The following is a 17,812-nucleotide window of genomic DNA, read 5'->3' on the forward strand; positions in this document are numbered from 1 at the left end:
GCGCCGCCGCCTCACCGCCCGCGCCGGGAGCGAAGCGCGGCCAGTCCCCTCCTCAGGGAGCGCAGCCGCCGCCGAAGCCACACCTCCCACAGGGAAGGCCGCGCGGCCCCCGGTTCCATGGGGAACCGCGGCCCGGGCTCGGTGGGGGGCGTGAGGAGCCGGCCGGGCACGCCGGAGTCGGTGTCCCACGGGCTCCCGGGCCGCTCCGGGGCACGCATCCACCGGCGCAGCTCCCGGGCGTCCTCGTCGCCATCGAAGAGCTCCTCGGCCTCCTCGGTGACGGCGTCCGGCGGCGCGCGCGGTGGGAAGAGGGGCTCGTCCCAGGACACGTCCGCCGTCTCCATGGCCGCGCTCAGCGCCCCGTAGAGCTCCGCGCCCGAGGGGTAGCGCCCCTCCGCGTGCTTGTGCAGCAGGCGCAGGCAGATGGGGTCCAGCACCGCGGGGACGCGCGGGTTGAGGCCGGACGGAGGCCGGAGCTGGGAGGACTCGATGCTGGCCAGCAGCGCGGACGGCGGAAGCTGGGCGGGGTAGGGGAAGGCGCCGGTGAGCACCTCGTAGAGCACCAGCCCCAGTGAGTACAGGTCATCCGTGGGCTGGAAGGCGTAGCGTGAGCCGGACACACGGGGCCCCGTCCAGAAGCGCAGCGCCTCCGGGCTGCGGTAGCTGGGCGTGCCCGGGGGCAGGCTGTCCTCGGTCAGCACCGGCGTGCACGCGTGGTCTCCCGAGCCGAAGTCCACCAGCACCGGCTGCCCGTCCGAGGCGCGGATGATGATGTTGCTGCCCTTGATGTCGCGGTGGAGCACGCCCTCGCGGTGGATGGCGTCCAGCGTGAGCGCCACCTGGGCGAACACCTGCGCCACGCGCCGGGGCGTGGGGTGGGAGCGCAGGGCCCACTCGGACAGCGTGGGGCCCTCCACGTAGCCCAGGATGAGGACCATGTAGCCGTCGCGCGCGTCCGGCCAGCGGCGGTAGCCCAGCATCTCCACCACGTTGGGATGCTCCAGCCGCATGAGGACGGCCGCCTCCTTCCAGGTGCGTTCGTCCACGTGGGCCTCGTTCTCCCGTGAAGGGCCCTGGAGCGCGAACTTCAGCGCCACGGGCCCGCGTGTCTCCGACTCGGCGAGGAAGATGGCGCCGTAGCCCCCGGTGGCCAGCCTCCGGACGATGCGGAAGGCGCCCACCTCCTCCGAGCGCCGCAGCAGCAGCGGGTGCACGTCCTGGGTGGACGTCATGGCGCGCACCTCCCCGGGAGGGCGCGCGGAGGGGCTCCTTTCCCCGCGAGCGGGGAGGGTGGGGGAGGATGTCGAGGGTCCAATCTGCCTCTGGGAGTGGGTTGGGGGGTCATCGTGCGTGGCGTGTGGATTCAACCTGTGGAGTCCATAGCACGCGAGCCGCCTCTTCGGGTAGTCTCCTGCCTTGGACGGTAGGGTTCCAGACATGGGACGTGACGGTTCGCATCTGGGAGAGGCGCGAGGACGATGAACGAGGAACTGGCCATCACCGTGGGAGCAGCCGCGAGGGCCGCGCGGGTCCGGCTCGGGCTGACCCAGGCGGACGTGGCCGAACGCGTGGGAATCGCCATGGAGGTCTACAGCCGCATGGAGCGCGGCAAGGTGCTGCCCAGCGTCACCACGCTGCGGAGGCTGTGCCAGGTGCTGCACATCCGCTCGGACGCGCTCCTGGGATTGGAGGTGGAGGCGCTGGACGCGCCGCTGGAGGAGGGCGCCACCACCGCGCCGGGGGAGGACCCACCCCGCCTGCGCCGGCTGGTGCGGGCGCTGCGGGCGCTGGACCCGGCGCAGCTCAAGGCCGTGGCGCAGGTGGTCCACGGCGCGCTCGGGTTGATGCGCAGATGAAGGGCGGGCGGGACACGAGAGCGGGACGGAGCGCGGCGGGAAACTTGCGTGGCCGGGGGGGCGTGCGAGCCTCGGGCGTCATGCGTGAGCCCGTCGACCACAAGCTCGCGGTCCTTCTCGGAAGCGCCGCTCGTGAGGCCCGCCAGCGCCTGGGCCTCACCCAGAGCGACGTGGCCGAGCGCATGGGCATGGCCATGGAGGTCTACAGCCGCATGGAGCGCGGGAAGATGCTGCCCCGCGCGCAGACGCTCCGGCGGCTGTGTGACGTCCTGCAGGTCTCCGCGGACACGCTCCTGGGGGTGGGCCGGTCCGGTGCCCCGGCGCCGGTGACGCCCAGGAAGCCCGCGCGCGAGGACCCGGTGGAGCTGCGCCGCATGACGCGCAAGCTGAGGGACTTGGAGCCCGCCCAGCTTCGCGCGGTGTCCCGGGTGGTGAATGCCGTCGTCACCGTGATGCCCCGGCCCGGGGCGGCGGTGGCCTCGCGCCCGGCCCGGAAGCGCCGCGCCGCGGGGTAGGGGCGCCGGAGTACGGTCAGGGGACGTGCCGCTCCGCGGCGCGGTAGAGCTGGGTGAGGGAGAAGTCCAGCAGGGCCTGGCTCGAGCGCAGGTAGCGGTGGGCGCGGACGAAGGGAAGCCAGACGCGGCTGCCTACTCGGACCTGCGCCTCCTCCAGCTTCTGGCGGGGAATCCACTGTCCGCCCAGGCGGCGCACGAGCACCTCGCCGAGGTATGCGCCCACCGCGGGCACCGCGTGCGCGTCGATGTCGTGCCGCGCGAAGCGCTCCGGGAGGTTCTGCCGCCAGAGGTGGAAGTCGACGTCGGTGAGCGACTCGGGCGTGGCGTCGAAGACCGAGGGAGCCGGCGTGTGCAGGAGCACCACGAGGCCCTCGGCGAGGTGCGCGTAGTACTTGCGGACGAGGTCGGGGTCGTCCACGTCCGGAGGCAGGGCGGCGTTGGCGGGGAGCCACTCCTCGGGCTCGGGGGGCTGGTAGGCGTTGAGCTCGGCGATTTTGCGCTGTCGCTCCCCCAGGGGGACATCGTCCGAGATGCGGGCCAGGAGCGGCGCGATGTCCGGGGGGAAGTGGGGTTCGACGGGGACGAGGGCGGCGCTGCGCTCGCGCAGGGTGCGCAGCACGGTGTCGAAGTCGAGGTCCGGGCGGAGGTGTACGTGGGCGCGGGCCTGGGCCACGCGTGCCTCGTCGCTGGCGAAGTCGGCGGCGATGGGCCACGTCACCAGGAGGACGGCGCCGTTGGGGAGCTCCTCCACCCGGTGCGCCGGGGTGGAGAGCATGCGCTCACGGCCGACCCTGGCGACCAGCTTGGGACCGAAGATGTTGAGCCAGGACACCTCGTAGACCTGGTCGAAGCCGTCCCTGCGCGAGGTTTTCACATCGCGGCCGAAGTAGGGAGCGCCTGCCAGCTCGTTGTCAGCCACGCTGTGGGCAAATGCATGGGGGACCGGGTAGCGAGAGGCCCAGGCGCGGACCATGTCCACGAACTGGCGGCAGCGCTCTACGTCAGCGAACAGGGACAGGGGCTGCACGTCGAGCCAGACAGTCAGCTCGGGAGTGCCTGGTGGGAAGCGAAGCCCGAGCGTCATATCCAACGCGGGCTGCTTCGTGCGGTAGAGCCCGATGGAGGTGCTGTCTTCGTCGCGTTCTTCTTCCAGTGCCCGCAAGACGGAGGCACGAGCATACTTGCGGCGCCGTTGACCCTTGACGACGTCCGGCATCCAGCTGCCCGCATATTCCTCGAGCGCTTGGAGGAATGGCTCCAGTGCATCCTCAAGTGCTGCTCGCGGGTCGAAGGCTCCTTTGAATACGAGCAGGAGGTCGTCCTCTGCGTTCGACTCATGAGGACTCAGGGTCTTCATTGGAAGGACACCTCCACTCCCACGACGCTCTTCTCGACTGCGTCCAGGCTTGTCTCCAACAGTTGCTTCCGCCTTGGCTTGAGCGCTCCGCCTTCGTAGATGAGGCGGACCTGCTGGACCTGCACCTGGACGTCGCGCAACCTCAAGGCCGGTCGGCGAATGTTCAGCGTCTCCCCGTAATAGTCCAGGGCCTCGCGAGCGTCCGCCCTCATCTGCGCCTTCAGGTCATTCTCCTTCAGCAACGAGAGGTCGCGGCTCTTGAAGCTGAAGGTCTCCACCCGGGCCTGCTGCCCGGCGGGAGGCTGCTCCTCGATGACGAGCACGTCCACGTAGCGGAGGCCGGCCTCCGGCTTCCACACGCCCACGTGTGTCTCGAGGCGGGGCTGATTGAAGTTCGCCAGCCACTGGCGCTGCGCCCTGGGCCGCGCCGCGTCCGCTTGCAGCAGGGCCACCATGCCGCGCTCGAAGGCCAGCCCCCGGGCGAACAGCTCGCGCAGCATCTGGTAGCTCTGCCACGTCCGGGGCCCCTCTACCGGCTTGCGCTGCCGCAGATCCCCGAGGCGGCGCTCCCAGTACGCGACGTACTCGCCCCAGAGCGCGTGGCCGGCGGCTCCCGGAGGAGGTGCGTCCGGCAGGGGACGCTGCTTCTCCAGCACGGCCACGTCGGCGGACAGGCGCGGGCCCGGGGCCTCCCGCTCGACCTGCAGCCACCTGGCTTCGAGGGCCTCACGGTGGAAGCCCGCCGCCTCCTGTACCGCGGCGACCGCGCCACCGCCGCCCTTCCCAGCGCCTGTGCCCTGCCCCGGACGCGGGGAATCCGCCTGGGACAACCAGGCGTGCCGGGCCCTGGGCACGCTACCCCGTGCCTCCAGGAGGGCCGCGGCGGCGGCCTCGCCTCCCTCGGCCACGAGGAGTCCGGCTTCCCGGCTGCTCTGGAGGTACCGGGCCAGCTCGCGAAGGGCGTCGCCCCCCAACCGCTCCCCCAGCCCGTTTACCACCGCCTTCAGCCCGTCCACGGGCAACCCCCGCACCCCGGGGGGCCACCCGGTGGCCGGAGCTTCGGCGAGGTGGCGAACTCCCCTGCCACCGGCGTACAGCGCCACCATGAGGGCCGCGGGAGTCAGCTCGCGCGTGGCCTGCTCGTAATGGCCTTCCGCAAGCGAGGATGCTCCCTGCCGCGTTCCGGCTACCAGGTGGTAGAAGCCCAGTGGCACTCCGAACGTCAGGTGGTCGAAGCCTCCCAGCGCCACGCTCTCCGGCGCGTAGTGCCGCTGCATCAGCGCCTGCTCCACCTCGTCCAGGGCATGCTGGTAGGGCGGCGGCAGTTGCGCGCGCTTCGCGGTGAGGTCCATGTAACGGGCCCCATCGCTCACCGGAGTACTGGAGAGTGCGTCCCGGCCCGCGTGTCCCAGGCCCCGCAGCACATCGGCGGCGCGCTCGGTCCGGTCCGGGTACTGCGCGAGGTGCACGCCCCGCCGCTGTAGCTCCTCGCGGGCGGAGGCCATAGCGCCCAGGGTGTCGCCCAGCCGCTTGTCCCCGGCAAGCAGCGAGAGCAGGCGCGGCAGCTCGTCGTCGAAGGCCGAGTGGAGGACGAAGAGCGCGAACACCTCGGCGCGGGGGAGGCCGTACTTCTCCACGGCACTGACGAGGAATGCGGCGCGCTGTTGCTGAAGGGCTTCGGCGGCGTTCGCCGACAGCAGCGGCCCCAGGGCGCCAAGGCGGACGGCGTCCCAGGCCTCCAGGGACTGCACCAGCCGGGGCATGTCCGCGGTGCGCTGGAGCGCGACGAAGTCGGCGGGCGTGGCGCACGCCAGGAAGGGGGCGAGCACCTCCTGGCTGGATTCCAGGTGGGGCCAGCCGGGGGGCACGACGCCCGTACAGGGGGTGGCCCGCGAGCGGCCTTCCTCGGCCGGAGGTGTCTCCGGCACGTTCGTGCCTCGTGGCTGGGCGGGCGTACGCCGCCGGCTGAGGCGCTCGGGCTCGGCGGGCGCGACGGAGGCAGTGGACGCTGCGTCCTGGAGGCCACCGCCTTCCGCCTGCCACGAGAACCGCGCGAGGCTCAGGTCGGGGGCCGGGCTGGCCCGGGGCGCTGTGGTCACGCAGCCGGTGGCGAGCAGGGCCAGGCAGGCCCCCTGCAGCGCCCACCCTCGCGGCCGGGAGTCAGCGCACATTGTCCATGCCCAGGCCCAGCGAGGTGATGGCCCCCGGGCGCAGCGCACCTTCCGCCGGGTACAGCAGCGCGCCGCACTGGCCCAGGAGGTACAGCCTTCCTCCGAGGAAGCGCCAGCGCAGCTCGCCCGTGCCCAGGTAGCGCGTGCCCGGCTGGCGCAGGCCCACCGCCACGCCGCGCAGGGCGATCTCGAGGTCGCGGCCGAAGAGCTGCACCGCCAGCCGCCCGTCCGCGTCCACGCGGCCCCAGGTGAACGCCTCGACTCCCAGGACCAGATGCAGGTGCCGATGGACCTCGTCGCCCAGTCGCACCGCGTCCCAGCCCATGGCGAGCTCGCCGTAGGCGGAGTGTCCGTCCGGAATGGACGCATCCGCCACCGGCAGCCCGGAGGTGCCCGCCGCCTGGAAGCGTGCCAGCTCGTAGTCCGGTCCGAACCAGCCCTGGCGGAAGCCGCCGTGCTGCCGGCGGACCTCCAGCCGCGCCCTCAGGTGCAGCGTGGGCGACACCGCGTCCGCGCCGGCGCCCGCCACCACGCCCCAGGCGCCGCCCACGCCGGGCCGGCCGCCCCACCCGGCGAACGCTTGCGCCTCGAAGACACTGTCCCCGCTCCGCCGAAGCATCAGCACCGCCGAGCCGTCCATGTGCGCCAGCGTCACCGGCCGTGCCGAGCCGCCTGCCTTCGCCCAGTCATGCACCGCCGACAGCGCCAGCGCGTATCGCCGCACGTCCAGCGCGACTTCCGCGCCCATGAGGCGTGCACCGAGCACATCCGACGAGAAGGCCTCGACATACAGCGGTCCCAGCGTGCCGGTGAGCACCGCCCCCGCCGGGTGGTAGTCCGGGTTGCTCCGGTTGTCGTAGTGCCGCACCAGGTGCCCGGACAGCAGGCTGTAGATGTCCAGCGAGCCCGCCCACAGCGCGACCGGGGACGATTCATCCCCCAGCATGAGGACGCGCACCCACTGTCCCCAGTCGGAGGGCGTGTCCCAGTCCTCCTCGCGCACCAGGCCCGCTCCCGTCCCGCCTCCCCATGCGCGGAGCCGCACCGGTGCGCCGAGATTGAGGCCCAGCCTCTTTCCTCCATCGAGGACGAGCGTGGGCTCCAGTTGGAGGAAGCCTGAGTCCGGGCTCGCACCGCGCCGGGGCAGCATCGCCAGCGCCGTGGCATCCAGCCGCAGCAGATAGGTCCACCGTCCGTGGTGCGAGGCGGGTGACTCGCTCTCGGGAGCTGGCGCGGCCAGGGCTGTGCCGGACAGCAACAACAACGGTAGAAGAGCGGTGACACCGCACCTTCGCCTCGATGGCATACATGGCTCCGGCTCGACTTCGCAGGCCGCCCGTCAGGCGAGCAGGCACCCCACCCTATGCTTGAACGCGTTGGTTCCGGCGGGCTCCCGGCTTTCGCCCCCGTGCTAGAAAACCCGGTATCCCACCGCATCCGTACCCCGCCCCGGCCTCCGGCCGAGGAGTGAAGCCATGACGACGCTGCGCAAGGTGATGCTCGTCGACGACGAGGACGACATCCGGACCATCGGCAACCTCAGCCTGAGCCGGGTGGGCGGATGGCAGACGGTGCTGGCCTCGTCCGGGGCGGAGGCGCTGGAGAAGGCCGCCGCGGAGAAGCCGGACCTCATCCTGCTGGACGTGATGATGCCCGGCATGGACGGGCCCACGACGTTCGCGAAGCTGCGCGCCCAGGAGGCCACCGCGCGTACGCCCATCATCTTCATGACGGCGAAAATCCAGAAGCAGGAGGTGGCCCGCTACCTGGAGCTGGGCGCCCTGGGTGTCATCGGCAAGCCGTTCGACCCGATGACGCTGCCCCAGGAGATTCGGAAGCTGGTGCCGGGATGACGACGGGCTCGCGTCTGTCCAGACGCTCGGTGGTGCTGGCGGCGGGCGCGCTGCTGCTGCTGTGCGGCCTGTTCATGACGGGCCGCCCCTGGGCGGTGTCGGAGAACGACCGGTACCGCACGACGCTGCGGCAGCTCAGCGTGGCCAGCGCCGAGCTGGAGCAGGACGTGCTGCGCGCCCGCCTGGGGCTGCCGGAGGTGCACGGCTCGGCCGCGCCGGACTTCGCCGCGCTGCGGGCCCGCGCGGAGGCGCTGCGCGACTTCCCCTCCTTCCTGCCGGAGCAGGACCGCCAGACGCTGGCGGCCACGCTGGACGCGTACGTGCGCGCGCTCGGGGAGAACGAGTCCCTGCTGGCACGCTCCCGCGACGCGCAGGCCCGTGGCGAGCCGCGCGAGTCGAACGTCCTCCTCCAGGCGATGCTGGAGCGCGGCGCGAGCGCGGAGGCCGAGCGCCTCATCAACACCTACGTCCAGCTCTACGCGAGGGCGCAGGTGCGCAACGAGCGCTCGCGCGTGGCCTTCTTCCTCGTGTCGCTGCTGCTGGGCGCGTACGTGCTGGTGGTGCTGGTGCGGCTGTCGCGCGCCTCCGGTGAGCTGGCCACGCTCAACACGGACCTGGAGCGGCGGGTGGAGGAGCGCACCGCCGCGCTGTCCACGGCCAACGAGGAGCTGCGCGCCAGCGAGGCCCGCAAGGCGGCGATTCTGGAGGCCGCGCCGGACGGCATCCTCCTGCTGGATGGGGACGGCCGCCTGCTGGAGCTGAACCCCGCGGCGGAGCGCACCTTCCGCCTGTCATCCGCGCAGGCGCACGGGCGGGACTTCCTGGCGCTGGCGCTGCCCGCGTCGCTGCCCGCTGGAGAGCGCGAGCGGGTGGCCGCGGCCCTGGACGCGCCCTCGGGCCGGCCCACGCGGCTGGAGTCCCCGTGCCAGCGCGCGGATGGGAGTGTCTTCCCCTCGGAGCTGACCCTCACCCGCGTGCCCGGGGACGGGCCCAGGCGCTTCACCGCCTTCGTGCGCGACATCACCGAGCGCAGGGAGGTGGAGCGGATGAAGAACGAGTTCATCTCCACCGTGAGCCACGAGCTGCGCACGCCGCTCACCTCCATCCGCGGCTCGCTGGGCCTGCTGGAGGGCGGCATCGTGGGCGAGCTGCCGCCGCAGGCGCTGGACATGGTGCGCATCGCCCGCACCAACACCGAGCGCCTCATCCGCCTCATCAACGACATCCTCGACCTGGAGAAGATGGACGCGGGCAAGCTGGAGCTGAAGCTGGCCCCGCTGGAGTGCGCGGAGTGGGTGGAGGCCGCGCTCTCGGGCGTGCGGGGCATGGCGGACACGGCCGGTGTGCCGCTGCGCTCGGAGGTGGAGGGCGCGCCCCGGGTGAAGGGGGACAGGGACAGGCTCATCCAGGTGCTCACCAACCTGGTGTCCAACGCGGTGAAATTCTCCCCAAGGGGCGCGCCGGTGACGGTGCGCGTGCGGGAGGAGGCGGGCGGCCGGGTGCGCTTCAGCGTGGTGGACCAGGGCCCGGGGATTCCGGCGGAGCAGCGCGGGCGGCTCTTCGGGCGTTTCCAGCAGCTGGATGGCTCGGACACGCGCTCCAAGGGGGGCACGGGTCTGGGCCTGGCGATTTCGCAGGCGATTGTCGACCAGCACGGCGGTCGCATCGAGGTGGAGAGCGAGGAGGGCAAGGGCTCCACCTTCACCTTCAGCCTGGAGGCGGCGAAGTCCGTGGCCTCGGAGGCGCCGGCGGCGGTGCCCCGGGACGAGTCCCGCTACAACGTGCTGGTGGCGACCGCGGACGGGGAGCTGTCCACGCTGCTGCGCGGGCTGCTGTCGCACGAGGGCTACCGCGTGGTGCGCGCGGCCTCGCTGGCGGAGGCGGCGGAGGTGCTGGAGGCGTCGCCGCCGGACGCGCTGGTGGTGGACACTCGGATGCCGGACGGGCAGGCGCTGGACTGGGTGCGGCGCCTGCGCGAGCAGCCACGCACGCGCGAGCTGCCGGTGCTGGCGCTGTCGGGCCGCTCGGCGGAGGACGAGGGTGTGGGCATGCCGCTGTGGGTGGATTGGATGACGAAGCCGCTGGAGGAGACGCGGCTCTTGGAGGCGCTGCGCTACGCCATGCGGCAGCCCGGGCAGGCGCGGGTGCTGGTGGTGGACGACGACGCGGCGACGCGGCGCGTGCTGTGCGCGCGGCTGGAGCGGCTGGGCGTGCAGGTGTTCGAGGCGGCGGACGGAGAGAGCGCGGTGGCGCTGGCGCGAGAGACGACGCCGGACCTCATCGTCCTGGACGTGGGGCTGCCGAGGCTGGACGGCTTCGAGGTGGTGGACATCCTCCGCCAGGGGAAGGGCCGTGCGACGCCGCTCATCGTGTTCACGGGCCGCGAGCTGTCGAGCACGGACCAGCGGCAGCTCACGCTGGGAATCACGAGACACCTGACGAAGGCGCGCTCGTCGGAGGAGGAGCTGGTGTCCTCCGTGCGCGAGCTTCTCAACGGACTGCTGACCCGGCGTGAGGCCGCGGCGGCGGAGAGAAAGGCAGTGTCATGAGCAGCGGCAGGACGGTCCTCTTCCTGGAGGACGACAAGGACCTGCAGTCCCTGGTCTGCACCTTCCTGCGGGAGAAGGGCTACCGCGTGGAGTCCGCGCGCACGGCCGCCGAGGCGCTGGCCCTGCTGGCCCACGTGCCGGTGGATGCGGCGATTGTGGATGGACTGCTGCCGGGCATGACGGGCGCGGACTTCATCCGCGAGCTGCGCAAGACGCACCCGGAGCTGCCCGTCCTCTTCGCGTCCGCCTTCTGGAAGGACCTGAAGAGCCACGAGATGCTGACGCGTCAGCTGGGCGTGGCGCGCATCATCCACAAGCCCTACCGGCCGGAGGAGCTGCTGGTCTGGGTGGGGCAGCTCTTCGCCCCGGCCGTGCCGCCGCCCCCGCCGCGCGAGGCGCTGGAGGAGGTGGAGGCGGTGGGGGATGACCTGGCCGCGAGCCTCGCCGCGCTGAACGCGGAGTACGGCGCGAGGCTGCGGGAGAAGGTGGGCGGGCTGGAGGCGCTGCTGGGGCGCGTGCGCGCGGGCGAAGCCGGGGCGATGGAGGAGGCGTACACGGTTGTCCACAAGTTGCACGGGACGGCGGGCAGCTATGGCTTCGCGGAGGTGAGCGCCGCGGCGGGCCGGCTGGAGGAGCTGCTCAAGCCGGGGCGGAGCGGTGGGGCCGTGGACTGGGCGGCGGCGGAAGAGGCGTTCCGCGAGCTGGCGACGCTGGCGTCGGTGCCGGTGAAGGCGGGGGCGGCGGTGGCGAAGCCCGCGCCGGTGCTGCCGGCGGAGGGTGTACTGCTGGTGGTGGACGAGGACGCGGCGGTGCTGGCGGAGGCGGAGCGGCTGGGGCGCGCGCACGTGGTGCGGGTGCTGACGGCGCGCACGGCGGACGAGGCGCGCGCGGTGGCTCGGCGGCAGTGGGTGGATGGGGTGCTCATCCACATGCACCTGGGCGGAGAGCTGGGTGGCCTCGAGGCGGCACATGCGCTGCGGGCGGAGGAGGGGTTGTCGCTGCTGCCGCTGGCCTTCATGGGGGTGGGGAGCGCGCTGGAGGACCGGGTGGCGGCGGCGCACGCGGGCGCGTCCCTGTTCCTGCCGAGGCCCTTCACGTCGCAGGACTTCACGGCGGCGGCCGAGCGGATGGTGGCGGCGCGGCGTCCGGAGCGCTCGCGGGTGTTGGTGGTGGATGACGACCCGGAGGCGATTACCGCGCTGACGCGCGCGCTGGCGAGCGACCGCATCGAGGTGGTGGGCATCAGCGATTCGCACGGGCTGATGGAGGCGCTGGCGGAGCACCGGCCGGATTTGTTGCTGCTGGACGTGCAGATGCCGGGGCCGAGTGGTTTCGACCTGTGCCGGATTCTGCGCTCGACGCCGGAGTGGCAGGAGCTGCCGGTGCTGCTGATTACGGCGCACCTGGGGCTGGAGTTCCGGCTGGCGGCGTTCCAGGCGGGAGCGGATGACTACCTGTCGAAGCCGGTGCTGCGCGAGGAGCTGCGGGCCCGTGTGCAGGCGCGGCTGGAGCGGGCGAGGCTGTCACGCGAGCGGGCGGAGCGGGATGCGCTGACGGGGTTGCTGCTGAGGCGGCCGTTCATCGACGGGGTGAGGGCGAGGCTGGCGGAGTCACAGCGGCAGGGACGGCCGCTGGCGCTGTGCTTCCTGGACGTGGACCACTTCAAGCGGGTGAATGACCAGTACGGGCACCTGGCCGGGGACCGCGTGCTGACGCGGCTGGGGCGGTTGTTGGGGGCACGGTTCCGCAGGGAGGACGTGCGAGGACGGTGGGGCGGTGAGGAGTTCGTGGTGGCGCTGCTGGGAGAGACGGCGGAGAGCGCGAAGGAGATTCTGACGCGTACCGCGGCGGAGCTGGCGGGGATGACGTTCGAGGGCGACGCGGGGGAGGCCTTCCACATCACGTTCAGCGCGGGCATCGCCGTGTCGCCGGGAGACGGTGACACGGTGGAGACGCTGCTGAAGATTGCGGATACGCGGCTGTACCGGGCCAAGGCGAACGGGCGGAACCGGATTGAGACGTGAGGGCGGGGTGGTGAGGAGGAGAGGGGGCTTCATCGCTTTCGGCCCCGTCGCGGTTGGCGCTGGGGCGAGAATTCGTCTCATGTCCTCGCGCTGGATGCGCCCCATGGCGGGTCTGGCGCTCATTCTGCTCATGCGGCGCACCGCACCTTCGCCCTCTGCGGCGCGAGCGTGAGGTCCATGGTGGTGTCCCATCGGTCCGAGAGCACCAGGGCGCGCAGGTCGAGGATGTGCTGGCCGGACTCCTCCTTCCATCGGGCGCCCGGGCGTTTCATGCGCAGGGCGACCAGCGACTTGCAGGTGGCCTCCACGTTGCCGCTGCCAATGGGCAGTCCCCGCGCGCGTGCCTCCGCGTAGTGCATCCGCTCGCCGTGGTTCTCCAGGTAGGTGAGCGCCTCGTGCGCTGGCCGCCGTCACCCAGGACGACGTCCCGCTTGCCGCTGGCGTGTAGCGCACTGGCGATGGTCCACACCGCCCCGGGCGTGTTGAGCAGCGACAGCTTCCACTTCTCACACAGCAGATTGTCGAGGCCCACGGCGGGTGGACTCGCGTGGAGAGCGAGCCCGGAAGGGGCGCGAGGCTCGTCGTCGAACTGCCCCGAACCCCTCCGGACCGGCGTGATGCGAAAGACCACTGCCTCGCGGGCTACTCCACGGGAGCCGTCAGCTTGGGGACGAGGTTCTCCGCGAAGTAGCGAGCCACCTCGCGAGACTTCTGCTCCACGAGCTGGTCCTGGGCCTTCTTGTCACCGCCTCCATTCTGGCCACCCACGGCGATGAGCTTGCGGGTGAAGCTGGCCACGTGCTTGGCGAGCGCGTCCTGGTCCACCACGTACTGGCCCTTCTCGTCCTTCTTGAAGTAGGGGCTGTGGGTCGCGAGCTCATCCAGGCGCGACTTGGGGTCCACGTTGTCGTAGTAGCTCTTGAAGGTGTCCGTAAGGCTGGCGTTGGGGTTCTTGCTCAGGCGGTTGGCGATGTTGAGCCCGTCGATGTCTCCCTTCAGGTCCTCCAGGCGGGCTTCGCCGGAGTCCGGGTTGTCCAGGGCCTTCTCGGGGGTGCGCCCCTCCTTGACCATCTTCTCCGCGCCCGCGGCCAGGTCTCCCACGAGCGTGACGCCCTGGAGGTCTACCACCCGGTTGATCTTGGGGTTCAACGTCCAGTCCATGGCCGCGGCCACGTGCCCCGCATCCACGACCTCGCCCTTCGGCGTCATCATCAGCGGGTTGGTGGGCAGCCCCGCCTTCAGCTTGTCCTTCTCCTTCAGGGGGAGCGACAGGGAGACGCCGTTGAACTTCAGGTCGTTGTAGTAGGTCTGCCGGGCGATGCTCGCCGCTTCCTTCTTGCCATGGGTCTTCTCGAGCTCTCCGAGCCGCTCGGTGAAGACCTGGTAGCGCGCCTTCTGAACCTCGGACTGGGGCTGGAAGCTGGCCTCCGTGCCCTCGAGCGACTTCAGGCTCTGGTTCGTGGTGTCCAGCTGCGCCTTCAGGTCCTTGAGCTGCTTCTCCTGCTTGCTCGTGTCCGTCCAGGGCCAATGCCAGCCCCGCAGCTCGTCCTCCACCTTGTCAATCTTCTCCAGGATCTCGCCCTTCTTCTGGCGGGTCGCGCTCAGGTCCTTCTGGAGCTGGTACGCCGTGGGGGCTCGCGGTCCCGTGGGATCCGGCCTCACCGCGTCGGTCTTCGCCGGGGCCTTGGGCTTGCCCGCCGCCGGCGCCGCCGGCTGGAAGCTGTCCGTCGGAGTCGGAGCCGGGGCCTCCGTCTTCTTCTTCGGTGCGGGCGCGGGCTCAGTCTCCTTCGGGCGAGGAGGAATGCGGGTGCGTGAGTGGGAGTCGACTCGGGGGGGCGCCATGGGGAGCTCCTTTTGGGATGGGGGGCGGAGTGTGTTTCTGTGGTGAATTATCCTCCGATGTCTGGGGAAGTTGCTTCATGTAGGCAAAAAGAGAAGGGCGTGGCGGGCCCGTGTGGATTCGCGTGGAGCGCGAGCCGGGCCGGGGTCTCCACGGGCTGGCCCTCGCGGTCCCTCACCGTGCCCTCCACCCGGGCGCCGGTGGACAGCCGCCGCTCCAACTCCGCGAAGTCCAGTGGCTTGCCGGAGCGAATGTGCGCCAGGCCCGCCTCCATTTTCCTGAGCCGCCTTGCGGATGGCTTTCGCCAGCTCCTCGGGGACTTCCACCGTCACCTTGGCCATCGAGGCACTCCGCTGAGACAACCCTCCAGACGCCTCGCTTTCTGCTTGGGAACGAGCACCCTGCCCCACGCCCTGCCATCAGCTCATTCAACGCTCAGTTCCAGAGGCACACCCGTGGCTGAGTGGCCAGTCCTTCGCGGCCCAACGCGATTTCGGTCTGGCGGTCCTCCAGGACCACGGAGTCGTTCCATGAAAGTGCGCAACCTCGAAGGGGCGAGCATCGAGGAGCTCGTCCAGGAGTACGAGCAGGCAGCGGTTGCTTACGGACAGGCGCTGGCCGCCGCCAATTCTCGCGCTGCCAATCGCGCCCACGACAGGATTGCCGATGCCTATCGTGAACTCCGGAGACGAGCGGCGGCCGCCCACCTCCTTCCGCTGTTGAAGAGCGAGGACGAGACCGTCCGCTCATGCGCTGCGGCACACGCGCTCGAGTTCGCACCAGCGCAGGGGGAGCCTGTTCTGCGGGAGTTCGCATCTCGCCAGGGACGTCACCGGACTCCCGCGGAGTACGCGCTCAAGGCGTGGCGAGAGGGCACGCTCGAGTTCCCATGACCGTCCGGGCAGTGGACGGAGGCTCCTCCCGAGAGCTTGGGTCGATTACGGGGCTCGCCCCGCTGCGGCTCGCGGAGTTGCGGGAATGGAGGCATTCCGCGAGGAGCCCACCCTGCCTCTCGACTGGCCCGTCTCCCCATGCGGCGGCCCCCCTCCCGCCGACGAGTGGCTACACCCCGACATGGGGCTGTTCTCCTGAAGCGGTTGCGGCGGTCGTTCATTGACGGAGGGAGAGCACGGCTGGCTGAGTCGCAGTGGCAGGGGCGGCCACTGGCACTGTGCTCGCTGGAGATGCGAGGGCTATGGGATGTGGAGGGTAATCGGCATTGCTATTGACCTGAAAGGTTGGTGCGTGCACGCTTTCTCAATGAAGGGCAGTTCGAGGAAGAGACGGGGCAACTACCCCCGCGCCCCCTCTCAATCCGAGTGGGAGGCAATGACTCCCGACGAGCAGGCCCGGGTGTACGCCGCTCTTCCGGGCGAGGTCACGGATGAGGAGATGTCCCCACCCGAGGGCGACCGGCACTTCCTGCCCAAGGCCCGTGCGCTCGACACGCTCAAGGGCCACTTTGAGCGCGAGGGTCGGCGCGTCTACGTGTCGTGCGCGCTACCCACTTACTACCCCGACGAGCCCCGCTTCGCGCCAGATCTGCTGGTCGTGGCGGATGTAGAGCCGCACGCGCGCGACAAGTGGGTGGTGAGTGCCGAGGGCAAGGGACTGGACTTCGTGCTCGAGGTCCACGCGGGCGGGGACCGCAAGAAGGATGCGGAGCGAAACGTGGCGCGCTATGCCCGTCTGCGCATCCCCGAGTACTTCATCTACGACGGCGCGAAGCTGAAGCTGCGGGGATACCGGCTGCCGGGACCCAAGGCCCGGAAGTACGTCTCCATCAAACCTGTGAAGGGGCGATTTCCCTCGAAGCGGCTCGGGCTGGAGCTCCAGGTGGAAGGAGACCGGCTGCGCTTCTACGAGAACGGCGTCCGGCTTCTTGAGTCGGCCGAGCAGATCAACGAGATGCTGAAGCTCATAGGGGAACTGCAGCACCTCGGCTCAGCGAGGAAGAGAGCCGGCGCTGCCAAGAGGAGGCCCGGCTCCGCGAAGAAGCCCAGCGCCAACTGAAACAACTCCACGCCGCGGCGCACCGCCATCGCACCGCGCACCTTCCTGGCTACCGCGCCTCGCTCAGCACCAGCAGCCCGCGCGCGGTGTCCACCACGTACACGTATCCGTCACCCGGGACGTGGAGTCCGGCGGCGCCCTCGTCCGGGCCGTCTCCCCGGCCCGGGTCCGTCTCCCGGAAGGTGTTGTAGTAGCCCACCTCGCGCGGCTGCGTGGGGTTGGACACGTCCAGCACGCGCAGTCCCTCGTGGTGGTACGTCAGGTACAGGCGCGTGCCCCGGAGCTGCAGGTTGCTGGGCGAGATGACGGGGCGCAGGCCGTACTCGCTGATTTTCTGGATGCGCGAGGGGATGCTGGCGTCCAGCACGCGCAGCCTCGCGCCGGGGCCTTGGCCCAGCTCGAAGGCGACGGTGCGGCCGGCGAAGGTGCCCACCGCGCTCGCGACGCTGCGGGCATACGGGTACGTGTAGCTCCCGAGCAGGACCATCCCGCTGGGGTCCGCGACCTTGAAGCCCTGGTGCTGGTGGTTGATGTAGAGGCGGCCCTCGTAGGTGGTGGCGCCGCGGCCCGCGTAGAGCCGGTCTGACTCGCGGGCCTCCACCATGGCGCGCACGAGGAACCGGGGCGTGCCCGGCGTGGAGATGTCGAACACCAGCATCCCGGGCTCAGGGGAGGCCACCGTGGCGTAGAGCCGGTTGCCACTCACGCTCACGCCGCTCACCTGGAGGGGGCCCCCGGGCACGTGTCCCAGCAGGGCCGGCGCCGAGGGCCGGGAGACGTCCACCACCGCGACGCCCTCGTTCGCGCTGGCGGCATAGAGCGTGTCGTCCACGAGCGCCACGTTCCGCCAGTCGGCGCCGGGAGGGCTCAGCTCGCCCACTGTCAGCGGGGCGCTCGGGTCGTTCACGTCGAAGACGGTGAGGCCCCCGGGCCGTCCGGCCTGTTCCCGGGAGATGACGTAGGCGTGGCTCCCGGAGACGTGGACGTCCACGGCGGGGCCCTGGGCCACGGGCGACTCGGACAGCAGCCTCAGCCCGCCCGAGATTTCGCCCTCGCCCTTGAAGCGCACCATGCGCTCGGCGCGGAAGGTGGCGGACTCCTCCAGCCGTCCGTCCCTGCACACGGAGAAGCAGCCGGTGAGCACGTGCGTGTCCACGGCATTGCAGCCCACGAAGGTGTAGACGGCCTCACCGTCGCGGCCGGAGACGAGGAACGTCCGGCTGTCCCAGACTCCGGCCACGGGTGGGGCTCCGAAGACGAGCTCCGGTGCTCCGCTCGACCCCAGCTTGAAGCCGCCACCGCGGACCCCGCGCCGGACCTCCGTATCGGAGTCCCCCGGCTCGGAGCGCAGCTCGGCCCGGAAGGTGCCCCGGCGCTCCAGGTCCTCCAGCGAGCGCCGCTTGCATCGCGTCAAGTCGAAGGACTCCAGCGAGCCGCAGGGCGCGGCGCCCTCCTCCAGCACGCGGCAGGTGGAGAGGGGCCCGGTGTCCACCCAATCCCCCCGCTCCTCGAGCGGGACATAGCTTCCATCCCAGGGCTGCTCCACGGAGGCGTCGCATCCGAGCGTGGACACGGCGCAGGTGAGCAGGACCGTCAACGCGGTGCGAGCAGACGGCATCAGGCATCTCCCTGCG

At 71.2% G+C, this 17,812-nt stretch carries 13 protein-coding genes and 1 pseudogene; 7 read left to right on the forward strand and 7 right to left on the reverse strand.

From position 1 onward, the window contains the following. Window positions 1–11: 11 nt before the first annotated feature. Window positions 12–1,232, reverse strand: coding sequence for a serine/threonine-protein kinase (locus K8638_RS22495; protein WP_223756637.1), 1,221 nt, complete (start codon window positions 1,230–1,232; stop codon window positions 12–14). A gap of 246 nt (window positions 1,233–1,478) precedes the next feature. On the opposite strand from K8638_RS22495, the gene K8638_RS22500 reads away from it, so the two are divergent. Next, the gene (locus K8638_RS22500; RefSeq protein WP_223756638.1) at window positions 1,479–1,856 is read left to right on the forward strand and encodes a helix-turn-helix transcriptional regulator; all 378 of its coding nucleotides are present in this window, start codon (window positions 1,479–1,481) and stop codon (window positions 1,854–1,856) included. An 80-nt stretch (window positions 1,857–1,936) separates the two neighbouring features. Continuing rightward, on the forward strand, window positions 1,937–2,371 hold the full coding sequence (locus K8638_RS22505) for a helix-turn-helix domain-containing protein (protein ID WP_223756639.1): 435 nt from the start codon (window positions 1,937–1,939) through the stop codon (window positions 2,369–2,371). Window positions 2,372–2,387: 16 nt separating this feature from the next. On the opposite strand, the gene K8638_RS22510 is transcribed toward K8638_RS22505, so the two are convergent. The 3 genes from K8638_RS22510 to K8638_RS22520 form a co-directional block, all read right to left on the reverse strand. Then, a complete protein-coding gene (locus K8638_RS22510; RefSeq protein WP_223756640.1) occupies window positions 2,388–3,728 on the reverse strand; it encodes a hypothetical protein in 1,341 nt (446 codons plus the stop codon). Next, window positions 3,725–5,656: a hypothetical protein gene (locus tag K8638_RS22515; RefSeq protein ID WP_223756641.1), complete on the reverse strand. Its 1,932-nt coding sequence runs from the start codon at window positions 5,654–5,656 to the stop codon at window positions 3,725–3,727. Before K8638_RS22515 ends, K8638_RS22510 begins: the two co-directional genes overlap by 4 nt. A gap of 232 nt (window positions 5,657–5,888) precedes the next feature. Continuing rightward, the gene (locus tag K8638_RS22520) at window positions 5,889–7,205 is read right to left on the reverse strand and encodes a hypothetical protein (protein ID WP_370644080.1); all 1,317 of its coding nucleotides are present in this window, start codon (window positions 7,203–7,205) and stop codon (window positions 5,889–5,891) included. Between the two features lie 169 nt (window positions 7,206–7,374). Between K8638_RS22520 and K8638_RS22525 the strand changes: the two genes are divergently transcribed. The 3 genes from K8638_RS22525 to K8638_RS22540 are packed head-to-tail and all read left to right on the forward strand — an operon-like array spanning window position 7,375 to window position 12,325. Then, window positions 7,375–7,752 carry a response regulator gene (locus tag K8638_RS22525; protein ID WP_223756642.1) on the forward strand — a complete coding sequence of 126 codons (378 nt, stop codon included), beginning with the start codon at window positions 7,375–7,377 and terminating at the stop codon, window positions 7,750–7,752. Then, window positions 7,749–10,301 (forward strand): ATP-binding protein, encoded by a 2,553-nt coding sequence (locus tag K8638_RS22530; protein ID WP_223756643.1) that lies wholly within the window; start codon window positions 7,749–7,751, stop codon window positions 10,299–10,301. Before K8638_RS22525 ends, K8638_RS22530 begins: the two co-directional genes overlap by 4 nt. After that, a complete protein-coding gene (locus K8638_RS22540; RefSeq protein WP_305071182.1) occupies window positions 10,298–12,325 on the forward strand; it encodes a response regulator in 2,028 nt (675 codons plus the stop codon). The genes K8638_RS22530 and K8638_RS22540 overlap by 4 nt, the downstream gene beginning before the upstream one ends. A 128-nt stretch (window positions 12,326–12,453) precedes the next feature. On the opposite strand, the pseudogene K8638_RS22545 reads toward K8638_RS22540, so the two are convergent. Both K8638_RS22545 and K8638_RS22550 read right to left on the reverse strand, forming a co-directional pair. Continuing rightward, window positions 12,454–12,839 (reverse strand): annotated as a pseudogene (locus K8638_RS22545) (ISKra4 family transposase); the annotation flags it as partial. 128 nt (window positions 12,840–12,967) lie between these two features. Then, window positions 12,968–14,167 (reverse strand): hypothetical protein, encoded by a 1,200-nt coding sequence (locus K8638_RS22550; protein ID WP_223756644.1) that lies wholly within the window; start codon window positions 14,165–14,167, stop codon window positions 12,968–12,970. A gap of 528 nt (window positions 14,168–14,695) precedes the next feature. Here K8638_RS22550 and K8638_RS22555 point away from each other — a divergent pair. Beyond that, the gene (locus K8638_RS22555) at window positions 14,696–15,058 is read left to right on the forward strand and encodes a DUF2019 domain-containing protein (RefSeq protein ID WP_223756645.1); all 363 of its coding nucleotides are present in this window, start codon (window positions 14,696–14,698) and stop codon (window positions 15,056–15,058) included. 436 nt (window positions 15,059–15,494) lie between these two features. Further along, window positions 15,495–16,178 (forward strand): Uma2 family endonuclease, encoded by a 684-nt coding sequence (locus tag K8638_RS22560; RefSeq protein ID WP_223756646.1) that lies wholly within the window; start codon window positions 15,495–15,497, stop codon window positions 16,176–16,178. Window positions 16,179–16,227: 49 nt separating this feature from the next. Here the strand turns inward: K8638_RS22560 and K8638_RS22565 are convergent, their stop codons facing one another. Beyond that, window positions 16,228–17,796: an LVIVD repeat-containing protein gene (locus tag K8638_RS22565; protein ID WP_223756647.1), complete on the reverse strand. Its 1,569-nt coding sequence runs from the start codon at window positions 17,794–17,796 to the stop codon at window positions 16,228–16,230. Window positions 17,797–17,812 lie beyond the last annotated feature (16 nt).

The sequence above is a fragment of the Myxococcus sp. RHSTA-1-4 genome (assembly GCF_020037125.1).
Classification (GTDB): domain Bacteria; phylum Myxococcota; class Myxococcia; order Myxococcales; family Myxococcaceae; genus Myxococcus.